General features: G+C 69.7%; 14 protein-coding genes. 7 read left to right on the forward strand and 7 right to left on the reverse strand.

What is annotated here, in order from left to right; genetic code table 11:
• Positions 1 to 43: 43 nt before the first annotated feature.
• Positions 44 to 2,071, reverse strand: a complete 2,028-nt coding sequence (locus AC1M14_RS19790) for an alkyl/aryl-sulfatase (RefSeq protein ID WP_479731822.1) — start codon at positions 2,069 to 2,071, stop codon at positions 44 to 46.
• 209 nt (positions 2,072 to 2,280) lie between these two features.
• Here AC1M14_RS19790 and AC1M14_RS19795 point away from each other — a divergent pair, with 209 nt between their 5' ends.
• From AC1M14_RS19795 to AC1M14_RS19815, 5 genes are all read left to right on the forward strand, one after another.
• On the forward strand, positions 2,281 to 3,819 hold the full coding sequence (locus tag AC1M14_RS19795) for a GGDEF domain-containing protein (protein ID WP_479730311.1): 1,539 nt from the start codon (positions 2,281 to 2,283) through the stop codon (positions 3,817 to 3,819).
• Between the two features lie 252 nt (positions 3,820 to 4,071).
• The gene (gene wecB / locus AC1M14_RS19800) at positions 4,072 to 5,223 is read left to right on the forward strand and encodes a non-hydrolyzing UDP-N-acetylglucosamine 2-epimerase (protein WP_479730312.1); all 1,152 of its coding nucleotides are present in this window, start codon (positions 4,072 to 4,074) and stop codon (positions 5,221 to 5,223) included.
• 38 nt (positions 5,224 to 5,261) lie between these two features.
• Positions 5,262 to 7,463 (forward strand): cellulose biosynthesis cyclic di-GMP-binding regulatory protein BcsB, encoded by a 2,202-nt coding sequence (locus tag AC1M14_RS19805; protein WP_479730313.1) that lies wholly within the window; start codon positions 5,262 to 5,264, stop codon positions 7,461 to 7,463.
• A 15-nt stretch (positions 7,464 to 7,478) separates the two neighbouring features.
• Complete coding sequence (locus AC1M14_RS19810; protein ID WP_479730314.1) at positions 7,479 to 9,164, forward strand: glycosyl transferase family protein; 1,686 nt, start codon at positions 7,479 to 7,481, stop codon at positions 9,162 to 9,164.
• Entirely contained in the window at positions 9,161 to 11,428 is a 2,268-nt protein-coding gene (locus AC1M14_RS19815) for an NfrA family protein (protein WP_479730315.1), read from the forward strand. The genes AC1M14_RS19810 and AC1M14_RS19815 overlap by 4 nt, the downstream gene beginning before the upstream one ends.
• Before the next feature lie 12 nt (positions 11,429 to 11,440).
• On the opposite strand, the gene AC1M14_RS19820 is transcribed toward AC1M14_RS19815, so the two are convergent.
• From AC1M14_RS19820 to AC1M14_RS19835, 4 genes are all read right to left on the reverse strand, one after another.
• Complete coding sequence (locus AC1M14_RS19820) at positions 11,441 to 12,379, reverse strand: DUF4434 domain-containing protein (RefSeq protein ID WP_246842515.1); 939 nt, start codon at positions 12,377 to 12,379, stop codon at positions 11,441 to 11,443.
• A 50-nt stretch (positions 12,380 to 12,429) separates the two neighbouring features.
• Positions 12,430 to 12,846 carry a YidB family protein gene (locus tag AC1M14_RS19825; protein ID WP_111826646.1) on the reverse strand — a complete coding sequence of 139 codons (417 nt, stop codon included), beginning with the start codon at positions 12,844 to 12,846 and terminating at the stop codon, positions 12,430 to 12,432.
• A gap of 112 nt (positions 12,847 to 12,958) precedes the next feature.
• Positions 12,959 to 14,176, reverse strand: coding sequence for a lytic murein transglycosylase (locus tag AC1M14_RS19830; protein WP_111826645.1), 1,218 nt, complete (start codon positions 14,174 to 14,176; stop codon positions 12,959 to 12,961).
• 4 nt (positions 14,177 to 14,180) lie between these two features.
• Entirely contained in the window at positions 14,181 to 15,002 is an 822-nt protein-coding gene (locus AC1M14_RS19835; RefSeq protein WP_209164952.1) for a ferritin-like domain-containing protein, read from the reverse strand.
• A gap of 87 nt (positions 15,003 to 15,089) precedes the next feature.
• On the opposite strand from AC1M14_RS19835, the gene AC1M14_RS19840 reads away from it, so the two are divergent.
• Positions 15,090 to 16,220: a GNAT family N-acetyltransferase gene (locus AC1M14_RS19840; RefSeq protein WP_479730316.1), complete on the forward strand. Its 1,131-nt coding sequence runs from the start codon at positions 15,090 to 15,092 to the stop codon at positions 16,218 to 16,220.
• 188 nt (positions 16,221 to 16,408) lie between these two features.
• Here the strand turns inward: AC1M14_RS19840 and AC1M14_RS19845 are convergent, their stop codons facing one another.
• Both AC1M14_RS19845 and AC1M14_RS19850 read right to left on the reverse strand, forming a co-directional pair.
• Positions 16,409 to 16,879, reverse strand: a complete 471-nt coding sequence (locus AC1M14_RS19845; RefSeq protein ID WP_479731823.1) for a cyanophycin metabolism-associated DUF1854 family protein — start codon at positions 16,877 to 16,879, stop codon at positions 16,409 to 16,411.
• A 20-nt stretch (positions 16,880 to 16,899) separates the two neighbouring features.
• Positions 16,900 to 19,185 carry a cyanophycin metabolism-associated ABC transporter gene (locus AC1M14_RS19850; RefSeq protein ID WP_479730317.1) on the reverse strand — a complete coding sequence of 762 codons (2,286 nt, stop codon included), beginning with the start codon at positions 19,183 to 19,185 and terminating at the stop codon, positions 16,900 to 16,902.
• Between the two features lie 260 nt (positions 19,186 to 19,445).
• Between AC1M14_RS19850 and cphA the strand changes: the two genes are divergently transcribed.
• The gene (cphA, locus tag AC1M14_RS19855) at positions 19,446 to 22,061 is read left to right on the forward strand and encodes a cyanophycin synthetase (RefSeq protein ID WP_479730318.1); all 2,616 of its coding nucleotides are present in this window, start codon (positions 19,446 to 19,448) and stop codon (positions 22,059 to 22,061) included.
• Positions 22,062 to 22,102: the final 41 nt, after the last annotated feature.

The following is a 22,102-nucleotide window of genomic DNA, read 5'->3' on the forward strand; positions in this document are numbered from 1 at the left end:
GGCGCCGCCGCGCGGATGCGGCGGCGCCGGGCGCTTCAGCGCGTCACGGCGTGACGATGTTGAACCAGAACTCGAAGTTGTCGAGCGCGGCGAACATGTCGGTGATCTTCTGCTGGTCGCCGCTGACCTGCACGTCGCCCTTGGCGATGGCGTCCTTGAGCGTGGTTTCCTTGAGCATCATGCGGTTGAGCGTGTCGCGGCTGAGCGTCATGCTGGCCGTGGGCTCCTTGGCCTGCTTGCCCTCGGTATGGTTGAGCACGCTGTTGACCATCTCCAGCGTGTACTTCTGCCTGGTGTCGGTGAAGTCCAGGTTCAGCACCACGTGCTTGCCCGCCGCCTTGTCACGGTTCAGGCGCACCGCGAAATAGTCGAACAGCATGTCCAGCGTCATCGCGCGCACCGTGTCCGCGCTGGCGGTGTCCGGCGTCGGCAGCTTCTGCACGCCCTCGCGCAGTTCCTTGGCGCCGGTCAGGTAGAAGTTGCGCCACGGCCCGCTCTCGGCCTGGTAGCCCATCTGTTCGAGCGCGTCGGCCTGCAGGTTCCTGGCCTCCTGGTTGTTCGGATCGGCGAAGACCGCGTAGTTCACGACTTCGGCCACCCAGCGGTAGTCGCCGCGCTTGTAGTACTCGCGCGCCTTCTTCAGGATGGCCGGCACGCCGCCCATCATGTCGACGTAGCGCTTGGAAGACTCTTCGATGGGCAGGGTGTGCAGCGTGGCGGGATTGCCGTTGAACCAGCCGAGATACAGCACGTAGGTGGCGCGCACGTCATGGTTCACGGAGCCGTAGTAGCCGCGGTTCGAGAACTTGGTGGCGATGGACTCGGGCAGCTTGACCTTCTCGGCGATTTCTTCCTTGTTGTAGCCCATGTTGGCCAGGCGCAAGGTCTCGTCGTTGATGTAGCGGTACATATCGCGCTGCATGCCGAGCTGTTCCTGGACTTCCTTCTTGCCCCACACCGGCCAGTGGTGCATGGCGTACATGACTTCGACGTCGTCGCCCCACAGCGCGAGCGCCTGGTTCAGGTACTTGGACCAGGCCAGCGGATCGCGGATCTTGGCGCCGCGCAGCGAATACGTGTTGTGCAGCGTATGGGTGGAATCCTCGGCCGTATTCAGCGCCTTCTTTTCCTTGATGTAGTAGAGCATCTCGGCCGGCGCTTCGCTGCCGGGCGCATAGAGGAATTCGTAAGTCAGGCCGTCGATGGTGCGCGTCTCGCCGGTCTTTTCGATGATGTCCGTAGGCGGAATCAGCGTGACGGTCCCGGCCGAGGTGGTCGTGCCCAGGCCCGCGCCGACCTGTCCGGTGACGCTGGGCGCCAGCAGGTTGCCGTACATGTAGGAAGCGCGGCGGCTCATGGCGTTGCCGGCCATCACGTTCTCGGCGACGGCGTGTTCCAGAAAGCCCAGCGGCGCATAGATCTTGACCTTGCCGGCCTTGACGTCGGCCTCGTCCACCACGCCGCGCACGCCGCCATAGTGGTCGACGTGGCTATGGGTGTAGATCACCGCCACCACGGGCTTCCTGGGGCGGTGCTGGTAATAGAGGTCCAGGGCGGCCTTGGCGGTCTCCGCCGAAATGAGCGGGTCCATGATCGTCAGGCCTTCCTTGCCCTCGACGATCGTCATGTTCGACAGATCGTAGTTGCGCACCTGGTAGATGCCGTCGGTGACCTGGAACAGGCCCGAGATGTTCAGCAGCTGGGACTGGCGCCACAGGCTGGGATTGACGGTGTCCGGCGCCGGCGCGCCTTCCTTGATGAAGTCGTACTTGGCCGGGTCCCATATCAGGTTGCCCTGCGCGCCCTTGATGACGGTGGCCGGCAGCGGCGCGATGAAACCCTTGTGCGCCAGGTCGAACGAGGTCTTGTCGTCGAACGGCAGTTCCTTGAGCAGGGCCGCGTTGGCGTCCCTGGTCGCGGCCTCCGCGGGCTTGGCCTGCTCGGCCGACCACGCGCCGCCGGCCAGCGAAAACGCCAGCGTGGTCAACGCCGCCTGCGCCAGCCGTCTCTTGGGCGCGCGGGAACGTGTTTGGATATCGGGAAAAACAGCTGCACCGCGGTCTAACTTCATCATGACATGCGCTCCAGACGTGTGGAATGGATGGCCGCGCGGTAACGCGGGATCAGTCAGGCAATGAGGTCGTGCAAATGTGTGCGTTGTTTGCATAAATCGTACACAAGATTTCGCGTAATACAACGGCCAATGCTACAAATGCAACGGCGCCGCGCGATGGCCGCGCCCCTTTCTTTCCACGATGCACATTCTGTGCGGGAGCGACGATGATCGAACGGCGTGGCGCGGCATCCGGCGGCAAGCGCAAGATCGGCCTGCTGGCCGTGCTCACCTTGCTGGCGGTCCTGGGCGTGTGCGTGGGCTTCGGCAACGCGCTGTATTCCGGGTACCAGGTGCAGAAGGCGCAGGTGCTGGCGAACTCGCTGGCGTCCAACCGCGTCTATGCCGAAAAGCTCGCGCAGGTCATCGACGTCTATGTCGACGCCGTGCATCTGCAGCTGCGCGCGGGCGCGCGCCAGCTAGCGCTTCTGGAAAACGATGCGCCCGCCGCGCGCGCCGAACTGCAGCGCCTGGCCAGCCAGGCCGACGCCGTGCACGCGGTCTGGCTGGCCGACGCCGAAGGCCGCGTCATCGACGGCACCGCCGGCGGCGTGCGGCGCCTGGCCGAGCTGGGCGTGGACGAATTGCGCGCGGGCCAATGGATATGGCTGCGTCCGGCCGGCGCGGCGCTGGTCGTGGTGGAGCCGGTGATGCGCGGCGGCGGCGCGGCCGGCTATGTGGCCATGGCGGTGGCGCTCGACGCAGGCAGCGGCATGGACCGCGTGATCAGCGGCCAGGTGCCGGCCGACGGCACCTCGGTGTTCCTGGTCAACCAGGCGGGCGACGTGCTGTATCGCCGTCAAAGCGCCCGCAGCGCGCTGGTGCTGGCCCGGCTGGCGCCCATACGCGAGGCCGGCGCCGCGCCGCTGCAGGACGCGGCCGGCGAGACGGTGCTGACCGGCTACGCGCCGCTGGCGCAAGGACGCTGGGCCATCGTCACGCAGCGCACGCTGGACCACGTGCTTTCGCCGCTGCGCGCCCTGCTGGCGGAATCGTTGCGCTTCGCGGTGCCGGCCTTCGTGCTGACGCTGGCGCTGGTGTGCGCGCTGGCCTACGCGGTGGCGTCGCCGCTGTCGCGCCTGAGCCGCGCGCTGGTGCGCGGCCAGGACGAGGGCCGCGACCTGGACCGGCTGCCGGCCTGGTACGCCGAAGCCGACACGCTGCGCGAAGCCGTCAAGACCACGCTGGCCCAGCACCGGCGCGAGGTGGGTCGCCTCAACCGCGAAACCCTGACCGACCCGATGACCGGCCTGATGAACCGCCGCGCGCTGGACGAGGCGCTGGCGGACTACGAGGACAAGCAGGAGCCGTTCGCCGTCATCGCGCTGGACCTGGATCACTTCAAGCGCATCAACGACACCCATGGCCACGCGGTCGGCGACCAGGTGCTGATCGCGCTGGCGCAGGCGATGCGCGAGGGACTGCGCGGCCCTGACCGGCCGTTTCGCACCGGCGGCGAAGAGTTCATCGCCCTGCTGCCCACCGACCGGCCCGAACAGGCCGCGGAAGTCGCCGAACGCCTGCGCGCCGCGGTCGCCGCCCGGCCCATGCCCGAAGGCGTGGGCGCGGTGACCGTGTCGATCGGCGTGGCCCTGTGGCCCCGCGACGGCGCCGCGCCGCAGGCCGTGATCGAACGCGCCGACCAGGCGCTGTATGCATCCAAGCAGGACGGGCGTAATCGCGTCACGCTGTGGCGCGCATCGTGAGCCGGCCGCGCCTCGCGGCTGTTGCGGACGGACGACAACGTAACAGGCGGTAGTGCCCCGGCGGACGCGCTTTCCCGTGCGAGGATCGCCCTGTTCCCTCGTGCCATCCCCCGTTCGCCGCCCGGCGGCATCGCGAATGTGACGACATATTTCCTTGCGTGTTTATCGAAAGGAAATATTCCGTCACGTATTACCAATGCTTTCAATCGATAATTCTCGCGAGTAAATGCCACCGGTTGGGGGCCGCCCGCGATGAAAGTCCTGTCCATATTCGGCACGCGCCCCGAGGCGATCAAGATGGCGCCGCTGGTCGCGGCGCTGCAAAGCGAACCCCGGATCGACAGCGTCGTCTGCGTGACCGGCCAGCACCGCGAGATGCTGGACCAGGTGCTGGCGCTGTTCGAGCTGCATGCGCAGCACGACCTGGACATCATGGTGCCGAACCAGACGCTCAACGGACTGTATGCGCGCCTGATCAGCCGCGTCGACGGCGTGCTCGAGGCCGAACGGCCGGACTGCGTGCTGGTCCATGGCGACACCAGCACGGCCTCGGCCTGCGCGCTGGCCGCCTTCCACCGGCGCGCGCGCATCGGCCACGTCGAAGCGGGCCTGCGCACCGGCAACCTGGCGCTGCCCTTCCCCGAGGAAATGAACCGGCGCGTGGTCGACGCGGTCGGCGACTGGCTGTTCGCCCCCACCGCCGAATCGCGCGGCAATCTGCTGCGCGAAAACCTGGCGGGGCGGATCACCGTGACCGGCAATACCGTCATCGACGCGCTGGCCGCGACCTGCGCCAAGCTGGCCGCGCCCGGGCCGCTGGCGCGCGAGCTGGCCGCGCGCTACGCCTGGCTCGACCCGTCGCGCCGCCTGCTGCTGGTCACCGGCCATCGGCGCGAGAGCTTTGGCGAGGGCTTTCGCAACATCTGCGCGGCGCTGGCGGGACTGGCGCGGCGCGACGACCTGCAGATCGTCTATCCGGTGCACCTGAATCCGCAGGTGCGCAACGTGGTCATGAAAGAACTCGGCGGCCTGGGGAACGTGCATCTGATCGAACCGCTGGACTACCTGGATTTCGTGTGGTTCATGCAGCGCGCCTATCTGATCCTGACCGATTCCGGCGGCGTGCAGGAAGAGGCGCCCTACCTGGGCAAGCCGGTGCTGGTGATGTGCGAGGTCACCGAACGTCCGGAAGCGGTGCGCGCGGGCACGGTGGCGCTGGTCGGCACCGACACGCAGCGCATCCTCGCCGAAGTGAGCCGGCTGCTCGACGATCCCGAGCTGCACGCGGCCTACTCGCGCCGCATCAATCCCTATGGCGACGGCCGCGCGAGCCGGCGCATCGTCGATGCGCTGTGCGGCCGCGCCGTCGCCGAATTCGATCCCTACGGCCCGGCCGCCGGCTAGTCCCTGTTCCCGCGATACCTCCCCTGCCCGGAGCCCTCATGTCTCACGCCCCGCACTCCTCCGCCCGCCTTCTCCGCCGCGCCCTGATGGCCGCCGGGCTGCTGCTTCCCCTGGGCGCCCTGGCCAGTCCCGCCGGCGACGCCTTGCGGCGCCAGACCGACGACTGGGTCGCGCGGGAGGTCAGCCTGGAGGATCTGGGCATACGCGAGCCGGTGGTGCTCAGCAACAGCGACGCGCGCCAGGAGTTCTATCTGCCGGTGCCGCGCAGCGCGCCCATCGCCGACGCCGCGCTCGAATTCGACGCGCGCTACGCCAAGGGCGAGCCGGGCCGCGCCAGCATGGTGTTGTGGGTGGACGGCGTGCCGCAGACCGCGCAGCGCATCGCCGACGGGGAAGGCTCGGCCGCGCGCAGCCTGAAGGTGGAGCGCCGCAGCCGCGAGACCGGCTTTCTGCGGTTGAGCGTGGACTGGCAATCGGACATCGGCCTGCGCCAGTGCGAGAGCAACCGCGCCACCGCCAACGCCCTGACGATCTCGCCGCGCACGCGGCTGAGCTACCGCTACGACGCTTCGGCCATCGACAGCCTGGACGAAGCCTGGGGCATGCTGCCCGCCCGGCCGGTGCTGATGGTGTCGGGCGCGCGGCTGGAGCAGCAGGCGTTCGACAGCGCCTGGCGCCTGGGCGTGGCGATGGAACGCAGCGGCAAGCGCGTGGCGGTCCGCGGCTTCCCGTCCGTGGGAGACGAGGTCGACACGCGCGGCCTGCAGGTCCCGGCCGGGCTGGGGCAGGTCGCGGCCTTCGCCGCGCTGGCCGGCGGCGACAAGCACAAGCTCGCCAACCCCGCCGAAATCGGCGCGCTGCTGGTGATGGGCGCGCCCGCGGTCAGCGGCGACGTGGTGATCGCCGACGCCGCCTTGCGCGCCCGCTACAAAGAGGCGCTCGACGCCTTGCAGGCGCAGTTCGACTCGGACGCCGACGCGGCCCAGGCCTACAAGACGTGGCGCGCGCGGCGCATGCCGCTGGCCGACCAGGCGCTGCAATCCCGCGAGATCCGCGTGCTGCCGCTGGGGCGCCAGCCCGCCATCGCGGTGGCCGCCGATGCCGGCGCACAAGGCGCGGGCGCGTTCGACAACGCCTGGCGCCGCATCCTGGTGACCCGCCAGGTCCAGGTGCAGGCGGCCACCCCGCCGCAGGCGCTGGACCACGGCGGCCTGCGTCTGAGCACGCTGGGCGGCTCGTCGGCCAGCTTCGACGTGGTGGCGCGCGGAGACTGGAACCTCAGCTTTCCGCTGGCCGCCGTGTCGGCCGACGGCGGCATGCCCGAAGAACTGGTGCTGGACCTGGCCGCCGCGCCCGGCGCTTCGTCCACCCGGCCGGTGGCCTCGGTGTTCTGGAACGGCATCCTGCTGGGCGCCAGGCAGATGGACGCCGACGGCAAGCCCGAACGCCTGACGGCGCGCGTGCCCGGCTATGCGCTGGGCGTGGCCAACACCGTGCGCGTGACGTTCCAGCGCCAGCCTGTCTCGGTGGACTGCAACGAGACGCCGCAGGGCTATCCCGTCAACGTGCTGCCCACCAGCCATGTGAAGCCCGGCCGCGCCCGGCCCGACGGCAGCTTCATCGGCCTGCTGCCGCTGCTGGCGGGCCATCCCGAACTGATCGTGCCCGACGCCTATCTGGCCGACGCCCCCGCGAGCCTCAAGCGCGTGATCGGCATCGCCGCGGCCAGCGGGCTGTCGGCCTCGCGCGCGGCGCTGTCGGTCGCGCCGGCCGGCCAGGCCGCCAGGCCGGGGCGTCCCTTCGTGGCGATGGAAGTGGCGCTGGACGGCGCCCAGCCGCAGGTCAAGGTCGCCGACCGCAAGCAGCTCACGGTCGCCGGCAAGCGCGCGACCTGGCTGGACATCTCGGGCCTGGACAAGCTCAGCACCGCCGAGGTCGTGAGCGCGGGCGGCCAGGACGGCGTGCTGTGGCACGCGCTGGGCCCGGAGCCGGGCCTGGACACGCCTTTCGTGCTCAACCGCGGCGACATCGCCATCATCGGCGCAGCCGGCCCGCTGGCCTGGATCGACAGCGCCAATCCCGGCGCCGGCCAGGCGCCGGGCGCGGGCGACAGCGCGTTCTTCGAATGGCGCCGCTATCTGTCGTGGGGCGTGCCGGCGCTGAGCGTCGGACTGCTGGTGCTGCTGCTGATCCTGATCGCCGCGATGCGGATCAATCGCAGGAACAAGGGCCCCAAGTAATCCGGAGGCGGCGCCATGTCCTCGCTTTACTGGCCCTACCTCATCGCCGACTACTACCGCGGCCTGGAAATCGTGACCGCGGCGGTCGGCGTGATCATCCTGCTGTCGAGCCTGGACGACCTGTTCATCGACGCCTGGTACTGGCTGCGGCAGGCACGCCGCGCGCTGACGGTCAAGCGCCGCTACGCGCCGCTGACCGCCGAACAGCTGCGCGCCAAGCCCGAGCAGCCGCTGGCCATCATGGTGCCGGCATGGCTGGAGTACGACGTGATCGCGTCCATGCTGGAGACCATGGTTTCCACGCTGGAATACAAGAACTACATGATCTTCGCCGGCACCTACCAGAACGACGAGCGCACCATCAAGGAAGTCGAGCGCATGCGGCGCCGCTACCGCCAGCTGATACGGGTGGAAGTGCCGCACGACGGCCCGACCTGCAAGGCCGACTGCCTGAACTGGATCGTGCAGGCGATCTTCGCGCAGGACGGCCGCCAGCCGGTGCCCTTCGCCGGCGTGATCCTGCACGACAGCGAGGACGTGCTGCACCCGCTGGAACTGAAGTACTACAACTACCTGCTGCCGCGCATCGACTTCATCCAGCTGCCGGTCACCTCGCTGGAACGGCACTGGTACGAGCTGGTCGCCGGCACCTACATGGACGAATTCGCGGAATGGCACACCAAGGACCTGGTGGTGCGCGAAAGCCTGTCGAAGATGGTGCCCTCGGCCGGCGTGGGCACCTGCTTTTCGCGCCGGGCCCTGACCGAACTGGCGGCGGAAACCCAGAACCAGCCCTTCAACACCGACACGCTGACCGAGGACTACGACATCGGCGCGCGCCTGGCGCAGCGCGGCATGCGCCAGATTTTCGGCAAGTTCGAAGTGGAGTACGTCGCCCGCCGGCGCTCGTGGTTCGGCCTGGGCCCCGAGAAAGTCTCGGCCATCTCGATGCCGCTGGGCGTGCGCGAGTATTTCCCCAACACCTTCCGCACCGCCTACCGGCAGAAGGCGCGCTGGACGCTGGGCATCGGGCTGCAGGGCTGGCAGCAGGTGGGCTGGACCGGCACGCTGGCCACCAAGTACCTGCTGTTTCGCGACCGCAAGGGGCTGGTCACCTCGTTCATCGCGATCCTGGCCTACCTGCTGCTGGCCAATTTCTTCCTGTTCTACCTGGCCGACCGCTACGGCTGGTGGACGGTGTATTACCCCTCGTACTTCCGGCCGGACGGCTGGCTGGTCACGCTGATGTGGGTCAACGCCGTCGCGCTGCTGCTGCGGGTCGTGCAGCGCGCCTATTTCGTCAACCGCATGTACGGCTGGGAGCACGCCCTGCTTTCCATGCCGCGGATGATCGTGGGCAACTTCATCAACGCCATGGCGGCGGCGCGCGCGTGGCGGCTGTTCATCGGCCATCTGATCACCGGCAAGCGCCTGGCGTGGGACAAGACCATGCACGACTTCCCGTCCACCGACCAGCTGAGCCAGCAGCGCCAGCGCCTGGGCGACCTGCTGCTGTCGTGGCAGGCCATCGACCACGCCGCGCTGGAACGCGCGCTGGAGATCCAGTCGCGCGAGAAACGCCCGCTCGGGGAGATCCTGATGGAACAGGGCTCGCTGGACCCGCATACCTTGCACGAAGCGCTCTCGTTCCAGCAAGGCGCCCCGGCCGACCCGCCCTCCCACAAGCCGTCTTCGCCATGACTATTCTTTCCCGCTCGCTGGCGATCGCCGCCCTGCTGACGTGCGCGGCGGCGGCCGGCGCCGCCGAACGGCCGCTCGACGGCGACGCCTACCAGCTCGCCGACCAGGCCTACAAACAGTACGACGCCGGCCGCTACGAAACCGCCCAGGTCATGGCGGAGAACGCCATCCGGCTGCGGCCCGACGTGGCGCGGCTGCGGCTGCTCCTGGTCTACGCGCTGGAGAAGCAGGGCAAGCGCCAGGAGGCGGCGCGCGCCGCCGACCGCGCGATCGCCGACGGCCTGGGCACGCCCGAACTGCGCCAGGCCCTGGCCGGCCTGCGGGCCGCGCCGGCCGCCGCCGTGCGCACGCCCGCGCCGCAATCCGCGCAGCAGCCCGCGCAAGCGGCGCCCAGGACCGCCTACCAGCGCGCCTATCCCGTGGCTGCGCGCGCCTACGCGGACTATGCGCGCCACGATTACGCCGCGGCCGCCGCCGGCGCCGAGCGCGCCTTCCGCGCCGTGCCGTCGCAGGGAGAATGGGCGTTGCTGTGGGTGGAATCGCTGGGCGCGCAGCAGCAGTTCGAAGCCGCCGGCCGCGCCGTCGACAGCGCGCTGGCGCTGGGCGCGCCCAACAAGGCCGCGCTGCGCGCGCGCAAGCAGGACTTGCAGCGGCAGATCGCCGCCAGCCGGATGCCGCCGGCTCCCGCCCCGGGCAGCGAGGCCGCCGCCGGCGCCTATGCCGCCTACGACCGTGGCGAATACCAGCAGGCCATCGCGCAGGCCCGCGAGGCCGTGGCGCAGGCGCCCGGCAATCCGGATTACGCCCGTCTGCTGACGACCACGCTGGCCGCGGGCAATCCGGCCCAGGCCGCCGAGGCGCGCGCCCGGCTGGACGACGAGATCGCCCGCCAGCCGGATTCGGCCGAACTGCTGGCGCAACGCGGCTACGTGCGCCAGCGCCTGGGCCAGCCGGCCGGCGCGGCGGACGATTTCGCCGCCGCGCGCGCCACCGGCAAGGCCCCGCCCCGCCTCATCCTGGACCAGGCCTATGCGCAATCGGCGATGGGAGACAACCGCGCCGCCACCGATACCCTCAAGCAGGCGATAGACCAGGACGACGCCGGCCAGCTGGGGCTGAACCCGCTGGAGCGCTACAACACGCGCAGCGCCATCGCCAACCTGTCGCGCGAATGGGGCGCGTCGTTCTCGGCCTCGTACCGCGGCGCGCGGCCGGCCAGCTCCAGCCTGGGCGGGGCCGCCATCAATACGCCCGGCGACGTGGTGTTCAGCACCGCCGAGATCTTCTGGCGCCCGCCCGAACTGAACAACCGCTGGGGCATGCTGGAAGCCTATGCGCGCAGCTCCAACACGCTGCACGACAGCGGCAGCACCTACGAATCGCGCCAGAACGTCGACCCCTGCACCGGCGAGCGCACGCCGGACGAACGCGACGACGAAGAGCGCTTCCGCGACAACCGCACGGCCTCGGGCATCCCCAGCACCATCGGCGCGCTGGGCCTGCGCTACCTGCTGGCCGACACCGGCGTGACCTTCGGCATCGAACGCCGCTTCTACCTGGGTTCGGCCACGCGCCAGGGCTATGCCTATCCCGAATCCAGCTCGGTCCAGTGCAATGCGCAAAAGGCCTTCCACCAGCAATACCCCGGCCTGGACGACCAGAGCGCGGTGGCGCGCTACAAGCTCAACGGCAACGCCGGCGGATGGATGACCTACGTCACCTATGGCTATTACCAGGGCCGCGAACTGCGCGTGGACACGCCCAGCTGGCTAACCATCGAGGGCTACGCGCAGGCCGGCTATGCCTGGGACGACAACAGCGCGCGCTATACCGCCTATTCGGTGGACTCGCGCGGCAACCGCCAGCAGGAACTGGGCAGCGCCTCCGGCCGCCTCAAGCGCGAGCAGGCTTTCCTGTCCGGCGAGCTGCGCGTGGGCCGCAGCTTCCGCGCGACCGCCATCAGCGACAAGCTGGTGCTGTTCCCCTATGCGGTGGTGGGCGCGGACTGGCTGTGGCAGAAAGACGTAGCCAAACTGGACGACATGCCGCTCTATGGCAGCCAGTCCGTGGTCCTGTCCAATCACGACAGTTCCTGGTCGCTGGGCGTGGGCCCGGGCTTCAACGTGCGCTACTGGTTCCGCGAAGACCACTACAACGCGCCGCGCTCCTACCTGGACCTGGGCGTGCAGTACCGGGCCAGCATCGGCGGCGGCGCGAGCGACCGCGCCAAGGGCTGGTTCATGAACATGACGCTGTCGTATTGACGCGCCGCGGCGCTACGGCGGCCATTGCCGCCTGAGGCGCTCGGCCTCGGGCGTGGGTCCGATGAGCCAGGGATCGGCGGCGAAGGCGGCCACGCGCTGCGCGCGATAGCCGCGCGCGATGCGCAGCTGCCTGCGGACGCGCGCGGCGTCGGCCGAGCGCGCGCGGAAGGTGGTGCCGTCCTGCCGTTCCGAGGGCAGTTCCTCGAACAGTTCCACGATCAGGTCGAACGGCGCGCGCCGCGCCAGCAGCATGCGGTGCAGCGGCTCCAGCGCATCGTAGGCGGCCATGCCCGCCACGCCCACGCCGTCCTGCAGCATGGGATGCAGCGGCGCCGCGTCCAGCAGCTCGCTCCACAGGTCCGCCAGGCTCAACGGCCCGGGCAGCTTGCTGTGATAGGTGGAGATCGGCAGGGCCGCGCCGGCCTGCTGCGCCAGCGGCGCGCACAGGCCGGCCAGCCATTCGCGCAGGCGCTGGCGGCGCTGCGGCGCGGCCCAGCTGTGCTGCTCGATTTCGTAAGGGATGTACCAGCCGCGAAACGCCGCGCGCCGCGGCCAGGGCGAGGAACCGGCATAGTCCAGCGCGGCCGCGCCCGCCGCCTGCAGGAATGCGGCCAGCGCCGCGTCGTCGGGATCGCCCAGCTGCCGCCACCAGCGCTCGTCGTAGGGCAGGCCCAGCTGCAGGCCCATGCCCAGGCGCTCGGCCTCGTCGAAGATCAGCCCCAGCGTGGCGGCCGGCAGCTGCCACGGCCGGGGTCCGCCGCTGGCGCCCACCCATTGGATGACGATCTCGCGGAAACCCAGCCCGTGCATGGCGGCGATGCGTTCGCGCCATGCCTGCGGCGCCAGGTCCAGGTGGCTGGGCCACAACTGCCAGAACGTGCTTTGCGGCGACCAGGCGGGCGCGCATGCGGGCAGGCCGGCGGCGGCCGCCGCCAGGCCCAGGCCGCACAACAGGCGCCGCCGGCCGGAAGATGCGGGCTGGGACTGCCGGGCGATGGGAATCAGCCCGCGCGGTTGCCGAACATGCCCGACAGCGAGGCCAGCAGGTCGGCCGGGTTGAACTGCGGGCTGGCCGGCACCGCGCCGTCGGGCGTGGCCTGGTCCACCAGCTGCGGCAGCAGCGAGGCCAGCGAGCCCAGCACCGAATTCGTGTCCTGACCGGTCTTGGCGGCCAGCTCATTGACCACGCCAGGGTCCAGCACCGAGCCCAGCTGGTCGGCGCTGACCGGCAGGTTCTGGCCGGTGCTTACCCAGGAGGAAACGATCTCGCTCAGGCCGCCCTTCTGGAAGGCGGCGATCAGCCCCGCCAGTCCGCCCGGGTAGTTGTTCAACTGCTCGATCAGCGCGGGCAACAGCGACGCCGAGCCCCCTTGCTGATTGCCGCCGGCCATCGAGGCCAAGGTATCCAATAGGCTCATCATCGTGCTCCAGAAAAATCGGAAAACCAGTATAGGCCCGAGTCCGGCGCGGCGGGCGTCATCCGGCGCTCGCGGTTGCAGATCTTTGCAAAGCTTGTCGTTGCCGGCCGTTTCAGTCGACCGCCTTGGGCTGGCCCGCCCGCAGCGCCTGCAGCGACTTCAGGCCGGCGCGCCCGTCCGCGGGCAGGCCCAGCTCGCGCTGCGCCGCCTGCAAGGCGGCCCGGGTGCGCGCGCCTATCATGCCGTCGGGCTCGCCCACGTCATGGCCCCGCGCGATCAGCAGGCGCTGCAGTTCGCGGCGCTGGGCCCGCGACAGGCCCGGGTCGTCGGTCGGCCAGGCCTGGACCAGCGGCCCGCCGCCGCGCAGCCGGTCCGACAAATGGGCAATGGCGAGCGCGTAGCTTTCGGCGGCGTTGTAGGAATACAGGGCGTCGAAATTGCGCGTGACCAGAAAGGCCGGACCGTTGCGTCCCGCCGGCAGCAGCAGGCCGGCCGGCGCGTCGCCCGCCGGCAAGGGCCGGCCGTCCGCGCGCGCCACGCCGCGCTGCGCCCAATAGGACATCGGGCGCTTGTTCTTGCGGCCGGACACGCCGGCGTCCAGGCCGGCGGGCAGCCGGACCTCGTAGCCCCAGTCCAGGGCCGGGTTCCAGCCCGCGCGCTTGAGGAAATTGGCGGTCGAGGCCAGCGCGTCCGGCACGCTGTCGACCAGGTCGCGGCGGCCGTCGCCGTCGAAATCCACCGCCAGCCGCAGGTAGGTGGACGGCATGAACTGGGTCTGGCCGAAGGCGCCGGCCCAGGACCCCGTCAGGCGTTCCGGCGCCATGCCCTCGTCCTGGATGATTTTCAGGGTGGCATAGAACTCGCCGCGGAAATAGGCCTGGCGGCGGCCGAAGCAGGACAGCGTCGACAGCGAGACCAGCAGCGGCCGTCCGCCCAGCGTGCGGCCGTAATTGCTTTCCACGCCCCAGACGGCGGCCACGGTGGCCGGGTCCACGCCATAGCGCGAGGCGGCCCGCTGCAGCTCGGCCTGCCAGCGCGCCATCGCCGCCTGGCCGTCGGCCACGCGTTCGTCGTCGACCAGTCCGGCCATGTAGTCCCAGATGGGCGTCTTGAATTCGGGCTGCGCGTCGAGCAGGCCGATCACCGCCATGTCGGGCGCCAGGCCCGCGGTATGGGTGTCGAAGGTCGCGCCCGACACGCCGGCCTTGAGGGCCGGCCCGCGCAGCTGCGCCAGGCAGGCCGCGAAGGGCTCGGCGGCCTGGGCCGCGAAAGCCGGCAGCGCCAGCGCGGCGCAGGCCAGCAAGGCGTGGGCAGGGATACGCTTGCGCATGGGTTCAGCCCTCCTGCAGCGCCGCGAGCTCGGCGTCGTCGAAGCCGGCGGCGCGGCGCGCCTCCAGGTTGAACGGCCCGCGCAGGCGCGGCGCGCCGTGGCGCCTGGCCAGTTCCGCGTAACAGGCGACGGGGTCCTGGCCCGATTGTTCGCACAGGCGCTTGTACCAGGCGTTGCCGATGGCGACGTGGCCGATCTCGTCGGCCAGAATGATGTCGACGATGGCCGCGCTTTCGCGGTCGCCGGCCCCGGCCAGCTTGTCGCGGATCAGCGGCGAGGCGTCCAGGCCGCGCGCCTCCAGCGTGCGCGGCACCAGCGCCAGGCGCGCCAGCAGATCGTCGCGCGTGCGCTCCGCCATTTCCCACAGGCCGTTGTGGGCGGGGAAATCGCCGTAGGCGTGGCCCAGGGCCTCCAGGCGCTGCCTGAGCAGGTCGAAGTGATACGCCTCTTCGCGCGCCACGCGCAGCCAGTCGCGATAGAAGGCTTCGGGCATGCCTTCGAAGCGCCACATGATGTCCAGCGCCAGGTTGATCGCGTTGAACTCGATATGGGCCAGGGCGTGCAGCAGCGCCGCGCGCCCTTCCTGCGTGGCCATGGAACGCTGCCTGACTTCGGACGGCGCAACCAGCGGCGGCCGCGCCGGGCGGCCCGGCAGCGCGGCGTCGGGCGTGAACACCGCGTCGCAGTCCAGCGTTGCGGCGTCCGAAATGGCGCGCACCGCGGCCAGCTTGTCCTGCCACGCCGTGGCGGCCAGCGCCGCCAGGGCCTGTCCGCGCAGGCAATCGCGCCCATTGCCGCCAGCCGGCGGCGCCGTCTTGATATCCATACTCCATCCCGCGCCGGAAAACGACGCCTCGCCAAAAAACGCCACGGCTTCAACGCCGTGCAAGCACGGAGACTTTATCATCCGCCTATGGATTCCCTGCGCCTGACCATAGAAACCGACCTGGCCCGCATCGACGCCGGACAGTGGGATGCCCTGGCGGGCGACCAGCCCTTCCTGCGCCACGCCTTCCTGCACGCGCTGCACGAGACCGGCTGCGCCGCGCCCCGAACCGGCTGGGCGCCCCACTACCTGGCGCTGTGGCGGGACGACGCGCTGGCCGCGGCCGCGCCGCTCTACCTCAAATCGCATTCCCGCGGCGAGTACGTGTTCGACTACGCCTGGGCCGACGCCTTCCAGCGCCACGGCATGCGCTACTACCCCAAGCTGCTGTCGGCCATTCCGTTCACGCCCGTGACCGGCCCGCGGCTGCTGGCGCGCACCGACGAGGACCGCGACACGCTGGTGCGCGGGCTGGTCGCCTTCGCCGAAGAAATCGGCGTGTCCTCGCTGCACCTGCTGTTTCCGGACGACGGCGACCTGCGCGCGCTGCGCGCGGCCGGCTTCATGGTGCGCGAAAGCGTGCAGTTCCACTGGACCAACCCGGGCTATGCGGACTTCGAGGCCTTCCTGGCCGCGATGAGCCACGACAAGCGCAAGAAAATCCGGCAGGACCGCAAGAAGGTCGCCGCCGCCGGCCTGGACTACCGCTGGCTGCGCGGCGAGCAGATCGGCGCGGCCGAACTCGGCTTTTTCTACGAGTGCTACTGCCGCACCTACTTCAGCCACGGCAATCCGCCCTACCTGAGCCGCGAATTCTTCGAACGCGCGCATCGCGAACAGCCCGAGGCCTTCGTGCTGATCCTGGCCCAGCGCGACGGCGTACCGGTGGCGGCCGCGCTCAACCTGGCCGGCGGCGACGCGCTCTACGGCCGCTACTGGGGCGCGACCGAGTACGTGCCGGGGCTACATTTCGAGACCTGCTACATGCAGTCGATCGCCTATTGCATCGCGAACGGCATCGCCCGCTTCGAGGGCGGCGCGCAGGGCGAGCACAAGATGGCGCGCGGCCTGCTGCCGACCCCCACCTGGTCGGCCCACTGGGTCGCCCACCCCGGCTTCGCCGACGCGATACGGGGCTTTCTGGACGAAGAGACGGTTGCGGTGGCGGATTATCTTGGAGAACTGGAAACGCACACGCCGTTCAAGCGGGTGGGTTGAGGTGGATGGCGTGGACGTAGGATGGGTGCAGCGCGAGAGATCCGGCCCAAGGAATCGACTGCCGAACGCGCGTAACCCATCGGCCCGCGTTTGGCTCTTGCCACGAAAAACGGCGGCTGCGCCGCCTGATGGGTTTCGCGCGTTGGATGTTGGAGTTCTTGCTCAAGAATTCTCGCGCTGCACCCATCCTACAGAAACCGGTCCAGCAGCTTGCGGCTGTGCTTGTCCAGCGACTGGATGTCGCGCACCAGATAGAAGATGCCGTGGCTGTCGGCGATCAGCAGGGTCTGCGGGCTCAGGCGCCGGATGTCCTCTTCGCCGCGCAGCGTGAACGAGGTCGGCCCGCGGTCGGTTTCGACCTTCCAGACGCTGGGCGTGGCGAAGCTGGACACGCTGGCCAGCTTGCGGATCTCGGGCATGAATTCCCGGCGCTGCAACTCTTCTTCGACCAACGCGCGCGCGCAGGCGGGCAGGTCGGACAGCTGTTCGATCCAGAGCAGTTCGCGGCCTTCGCCGGTCACCAGCGACAGGCCGCGGCCGGCCTCGCTGATCGGGAAGGCGCGCACCGGGATGACGCCCTCGTGGACGTCGCCCTCGGCGGACTGGAACTCCAGGCGCCCGAAGGCGTTGCGGCGCAATTGAAACGGCGGCAGGGTCATGGCGGTCATCCCGGTTGGCGTCAGGCCACGGCGGCCATGTCTTCACTGCCCGACGCCTGGGCGTCGGCCTCGGCCTGGCGCGCCTGCGCCTGATAGAGCCGGTAGTAGGCGCCCTCGCGCGCCATGAGTTCCTCGTGCGGCCCCTGCTCCACGATCTGGCCGCGGTCCAGCACCACCAGCCGGTCGGCCTTGCGCAGCGTGCTCAGGCGGTGGGCGATGGCGATCGTGGTGCGTCCGCGCACCAGGTTGTCGAGCGCCTTCTGGATTTCCTTTTCGGTGGTGGTGTCGACCGACGAGGTGGCCTCGTCCAGGATCAGGATGCGCGGGTCGATCAGCAGCGCGCGCGCGATCGAGATGCGCTGGCGCTCGCCGCCCGACAGCGCCTGGCCGCGCTCGCCCACCAGCGAGTCGTAGCCGTGCGGCAGCCGCAGGATGAACTCGTGCGCGTGCGCGGCGCGCGCCGCGGCCACGATCTCGTCGCGCGTGGCCTCGGGCTTGCCGTAGGCGATGTTCTCGGCGATGGTGCCGAAGAACAGGAAAGGCTCCTGCAGCACCAGGCCGATGTTGCGCCGGTAGTCGGCCACGCGCACCGAACGGATGTCGGCGCCGTCGACCAGCACCGCGCCTTCCGACACGTCGTAGAAGCGGCAGATCAGGTTGATCAGCGTGCTCTTGCCCGAACCGCTGTGGCCGACCAGGCCTATCATCTCGCCCGGCTCGATGTTCAGGTTCAGGCCGCGGATGACCTGGCGGTTGCCGTAGCGAAAGCCCACGTCGCGCAGTTCGATGCGGCCGTCGATGTGCGGCAGCCGGGCCGGATTCTGCGGCTCCGGAACGCTGGAGACGTGGTCCAGGATGTCGAAGATGCGCTTGGCGCCGGCGGCCGCCTTCTGCGTGACCGACACGATGCGGCTCATCGAATCCAGGCGCGTGTAGAAGCGGCCGATGTACGCGAGGAACGCGGCCAGCACGCCGACGGTGATCTGCTTTTGCGACACCTGCCAGATGCCGAAGATCCACACCACCAGCAGGCCGACTTCGGTCAGCAGCGTGACCGTGGGCGAGAACAGCGACCAGGTGGTGTTGACCCGGTCGTTGACTTCCAGGTTGCGGTTGTTGGCCTCGCGGAAACGCGCGACCTCGCGCTTTTCCTGGGCGAAGGCCTTGACCACGCGGATGCCGGGTATGGTGTCGGCCAGCACGTTGGTGATTTCCGACCAGATGCGGTCGACCTTCTCGAAGCCGTGGCGCAGCCGGTCGCGCACCGCGTGGATCATCCAGATGATGAAGGGCAGCGGCACCAGCGTGACCAGCGCCAGCCAGGGATTGATCGACACCAGGATCACCGCCGTCATGACGATCATCAGAATGTCGGTGGCGAAGTCCAGCAGGTGCAGCGACAGGAACACGCAGATCCGGTCGGTCTCGCTGCCGATGCGCGAGATCAGGTCGCCGGTGCGCTTGCCGCCGAAGTATTCCAGCGAAAGCTGCTGCAGGTGTTCGTAGGTGGTGGTGCGCAGGTCGGCGCCGATGCGCTCGCTGACCCAGGCCAGGATGTAGGTACGAGCCCAGCCCAGCCCCCAGGCCAGGAAGGCCGACGCCAGCAGGCCGCCCAGGTACAGGCGGACCTTGCCGTAGTCGATGGGCGCGCCGTTCTGGAACGGGATCAGCACGTCGTCCATCAGCGGCATGGTCAGGTACGGCGGCACCAGGGTGGCCGCCGTGCCCATCAGCGTCAGCAGGAAACCGGCCAGCAGCGGGCCGCGGTAGGGCCGCGCGAAACGCCACAGGCGCAGCAGCGCCCAGGTGGAGGACGGCGCCGCCTGTTCCTGCTTGCACGTGGGGCACTCCTGCGCCCCCGCGGGAATGGCGTTGTTGCAGATCGTACAGGTGCGTTCGGCCGGCTCCTCGGCGGGGCGGCCGGACAGGCGGATGGCCTGCTGGGCCTCGAACTGCGCCAGCAGGCGCAGCGCGGCCGGGTTGCGGGCCAGGGTGAAGCGCCACGCGCCCAGGCGGGCGGCGTCGTCGTGCAGCTCCAGCAGCGCGGCGCCGGCGTGGTCGCTCAGGCCCAGCTTCAGCCCGGGGCCATAGGCCCAGGATTCCCAGCCGGCGCCGTCGGCGCGACGGGCCAGCAGGCGTCGGTCGGTGGCGGCGACCAGGCCGGGCCGGAATTGCAGACGGGCGTCCAGATCGGTCTCGACCCAGGCGAGCAGGCTCTCGCCATCGGCCAGTTCGGCGCGGATTTCATCCTGCCAGCGGGCAGGAACGGCAGCGGCCAAGCCGGAAAACAGGTGTGTTTTTTTCATTGAAGCGCATACCGGGCCAGGACTCTGCCCTACGAGGCCACCGGTTCGCCACCGGGAGGGGCGGGAAACGTGTCCCTTCCTTACAACACAACGAGTTAACGCCCTGAAGGCGTCGTATAGTATCAGCCGATTTTTCTAATTAGGAATATCTGGGATCCCCCGACTCGTTGGCATTATTCTAAAGGCGCAACCCCAATAAATTCGCGGTCTAGCATAGGGGCGTCCGCGCGTGCCAACCTGCTTCTTCAGCAAATTAAAACATGAAAAAGAAAGACATTGAATTTCTCGATGTCGTGGCTTTGCGCGGCCCGAACATTTGGACGTATCGCCCGGTTCTGGAAGCATGGGTGGATATCGGAGAGTTGGAGGACTATCCCTCCAACACGATTCCCGGCTTCTACGAACGCCTGACCGCATGGCTGCCCACGCTGATCGAGCACCGCTGCAGCCCGGGCGTGCGGGGCGGGTTCCTGTCCCGCGTGCGCGAAGGCACCTGGCCGGGCCACATCCTGGAGCACGTGACGCTGGAGCTGCAGAACCTCGCGGGGCTGCGCGGCGGCTTCGGCAAGGCCCGCGAAACCTCCACCCGCGGCGTCTACAAGGTGGTCGTGCGCGCCTGGCAGGAACAGGTCACCCGCGCCGCGCTGCAAGAGGCGCGCGACCTGGTCATGGCTGCCATCGAAGACCGCCCCTACGACGTGCCCGCCGCCGTCTCCAAGCTGCGCGGCCTGATCGACCAGCACTGCCTGGGTCCCAGCACCGCCTGTATCGTGGACGCCGCCGACGACCGCGACATCCCGTACATCCGCCTGTTCGAGGGCAACCTGGTGCAGTTCGGCTACGGCTCGGCGCAGCGCCGCATCTGGACGGCCGAGACCGACCGCACCGGCGCCATCGCCGAAGGCATCTCGCGCGACAAGGACCTGACCAAGGAGCTGCTGTCCACCTGCGGCGTGCCGGTGCCCGAAGGCCGCCTGGTCGACAGCGCGGAAGACGCCTGGGCGGCGGCCGAGGACATCGGCCTGCCGGTGGTCGTGAAACCCTATGACGGCAACCACGGCCGCGGCGTATTCACCAACCTGGTCACGCGCGAGGAAGTGGAATCGGCCTACCGCGTGGCGGTGGACGAAGGCAGCGGCGTGATCGTCGAACGCTTCGTGCTGGGCAACGAGCACCGCCTGCTGGTGGTCGGCGACCGCATGGTGGCCGCCGCCGCCGGCGAGCCGGCCTGGGTGACGGGCGACGGCAAGTCCACCATCGCCGAGCTGATCGACAGCCAGATCAATACCGACCCGCGCCGCGGCCGCACCGAAAACCACCCGCTGAATCCGGTGCGCCTGGATTCGGCGGCGCGCCTGGAGATCGCGCGCCAGGGCCTGTCCGAGGACGGCGTGCCGGCCGAAGGCCAGCGCGTGCTGGTGCAGCGCAGCGGCAACGTCGCCTTCGACGTGACCGACCGCGTGCATCCCAGCGTCGCCGCCACCGTGACCCTGGCCGCGCGCATCGTCGGCCTGGACATCGCCGGCGTGGACCTGGTGGCCGAAGACATCTCGCGCCCGCTGGACGAGCAGCGCGGCGCCATCGTCGAGGTCAATGCCGGCCCCGGCCTGCTGATGCACCTGAAGCCGGCCGACGGCGCGCCGCGCCCGGTGGGCCGCGCCATCGTCGACCACCTGTTCCCCGAGGGCGACAGCGGCCGCATCCCCATCGTGGGCGTGACCGGCACCAACGGCAAGACCGTGGTGGCGCGCCTGGTGGCGCGACTGCTGCACCTGTCGGGCAAGCGCACCGGCCTGGCCTGCAGCGAGGGCCTGTACCTCGACCGCCGCCTGGTGCAGAAAGGCGACCGCGCCGATTTCGATTCCGGCACGCGCCTGCTGATGAACCGCAACCTGGACGCCGCCGTCATCGAGAACGACAGCGGCGTGATCCTGGGCCAGGGCCTTTCCTACGACCGCTGCCAGGTCGGCGTGGTCACCAATATCGACGACGCCGACCACCTGGGCGACTTCGACATCAACGACACGGAGCGCATGTTCAATGTGTTCCGCACCCAGGTCGACGTGGTGCTGCCCGGCGGCGCGGCGGTGCTCAACGCGCGCGATCCGCAAGTGGTGGAGATGGCCGAGCTGTGCGACGGCGCGGTGATCTTCTTCGGCATCGACCCCGCCCTGCCCGCCATCGCCGCGCACCTGGCCCAGGATGGCCGCGCCGTGTTCGTGCGCGACGGCGCCATCGTGCTGGCGCAAGGCGCGCGCGAGGAAAATCTGGCCGCCGTGGCCGCCATTCCGCTGACCCACGGCGGGCGCGTGGCCTTCCAGGTCGAGAACGTGCTGGCCGCGGTCGGCGCGGCCTGGGCGCTGGACATTCCGGTCGAACTGATCCGCGCCGGCATCGAGACCTTCGACATCGACCAGGCCGACGCGCCCTGGCAGTTCACGCTGTTCGAGCGCAACGGCAGCACCGTGGTGGTCGACGACGTGCACAACGCCTCGGCCCTGCGCCCGCTGATCGCCGCCATCGACCAGTTCCCGTCGGCGCGCCGCGCCGCCGCCTATTCGGCCGGCGCCGACCGGCGCGATCAGGACCTGGTCGAACAAGGCAGGCTGCTGGGCGACGCCTTCGACCGCGTGGTGCTCTACGACGACCTCACGGTGCGGAGCAAGCGCCCGCCGGGCCAGGCGCGCGCGCTGCTGCGCCAGGGCCTGGCGCAGGGTTCGCGGGTGCAGGAAGTGCTGGACGAGCCCGACCACGGCAAGGCGATCGACAGCCTGCTCAAGGGCATCGTCGCGGGCGACTTCATCCTGCTGCAATCGGACGAGGCGTTCTCCGGCCCCACCATCGACCTGGTCCGCCGCTGGATTCAGCAATACTGACAATATCCGCGCGCGCCCTGCGCATCGCGCGGGCGCGCGCG

Source organism: Achromobacter sp. SX5 (assembly GCF_056711425.1).

What these genes read in the sequence shown, in the direction of transcription:
- AC1M14_RS19790 (WP_479731822.1), bottom strand. Translation starts at nt 2,071, where the DNA reads ATGAAGTTAGACCGCGGTGCAGCTGTTTTTCCCGATATCCAAACACGT.
- AC1M14_RS19795 (WP_479730311.1), top strand. Translation starts at nt 2,281, where the DNA reads ATGATCGAACGGCGTGGCGCGGCATCCGGCGGCAAGCGCAAGATCGGC.
- wecB (WP_479730312.1), top strand. Translation starts at nt 4,072, where the DNA reads ATGAAAGTCCTGTCCATATTCGGCACGCGCCCCGAGGCGATCAAGATG.
- AC1M14_RS19805 (WP_479730313.1), top strand. Translation starts at nt 5,262, where the DNA reads ATGTCTCACGCCCCGCACTCCTCCGCCCGCCTTCTCCGCCGCGCCCTG.
- AC1M14_RS19810 (WP_479730314.1), top strand. Translation starts at nt 7,479, where the DNA reads ATGTCCTCGCTTTACTGGCCCTACCTCATCGCCGACTACTACCGCGGC.
- AC1M14_RS19815 (WP_479730315.1), top strand. Translation starts at nt 9,161, where the DNA reads ATGACTATTCTTTCCCGCTCGCTGGCGATCGCCGCCCTGCTGACGTGC.
- AC1M14_RS19825 (WP_111826646.1), bottom strand. Translation starts at nt 12,846, where the DNA reads ATGAGCCTATTGGATACCTTGGCCTCGATGGCCGGCGGCAATCAGCAA.
- AC1M14_RS19830 (WP_111826645.1), bottom strand. Translation starts at nt 14,176, where the DNA reads ATGCGCAAGCGTATCCCTGCCCACGCCTTGCTGGCCTGCGCCGCGCTG.
- AC1M14_RS19835 (WP_209164952.1), bottom strand. Translation starts at nt 15,002, where the DNA reads ATGGATATCAAGACGGCGCCGCCGGCTGGCGGCAATGGGCGCGATTGC.
- AC1M14_RS19840 (WP_479730316.1), top strand. Translation starts at nt 15,090, where the DNA reads ATGGATTCCCTGCGCCTGACCATAGAAACCGACCTGGCCCGCATCGAC.
- AC1M14_RS19845 (WP_479731823.1), bottom strand. Translation starts at nt 16,879, where the DNA reads ATGACCCTGCCGCCGTTTCAATTGCGCCGCAACGCCTTCGGGCGCCTG.
- AC1M14_RS19850 (WP_479730317.1), bottom strand. Translation starts at nt 19,185, where the DNA reads ATGAAAAAAACACACCTGTTTTCCGGCTTGGCCGCTGCCGTTCCTGCC.
- cphA (WP_479730318.1), top strand. Translation starts at nt 19,446, where the DNA reads ATGAAAAAGAAAGACATTGAATTTCTCGATGTCGTGGCTTTGCGCGGC.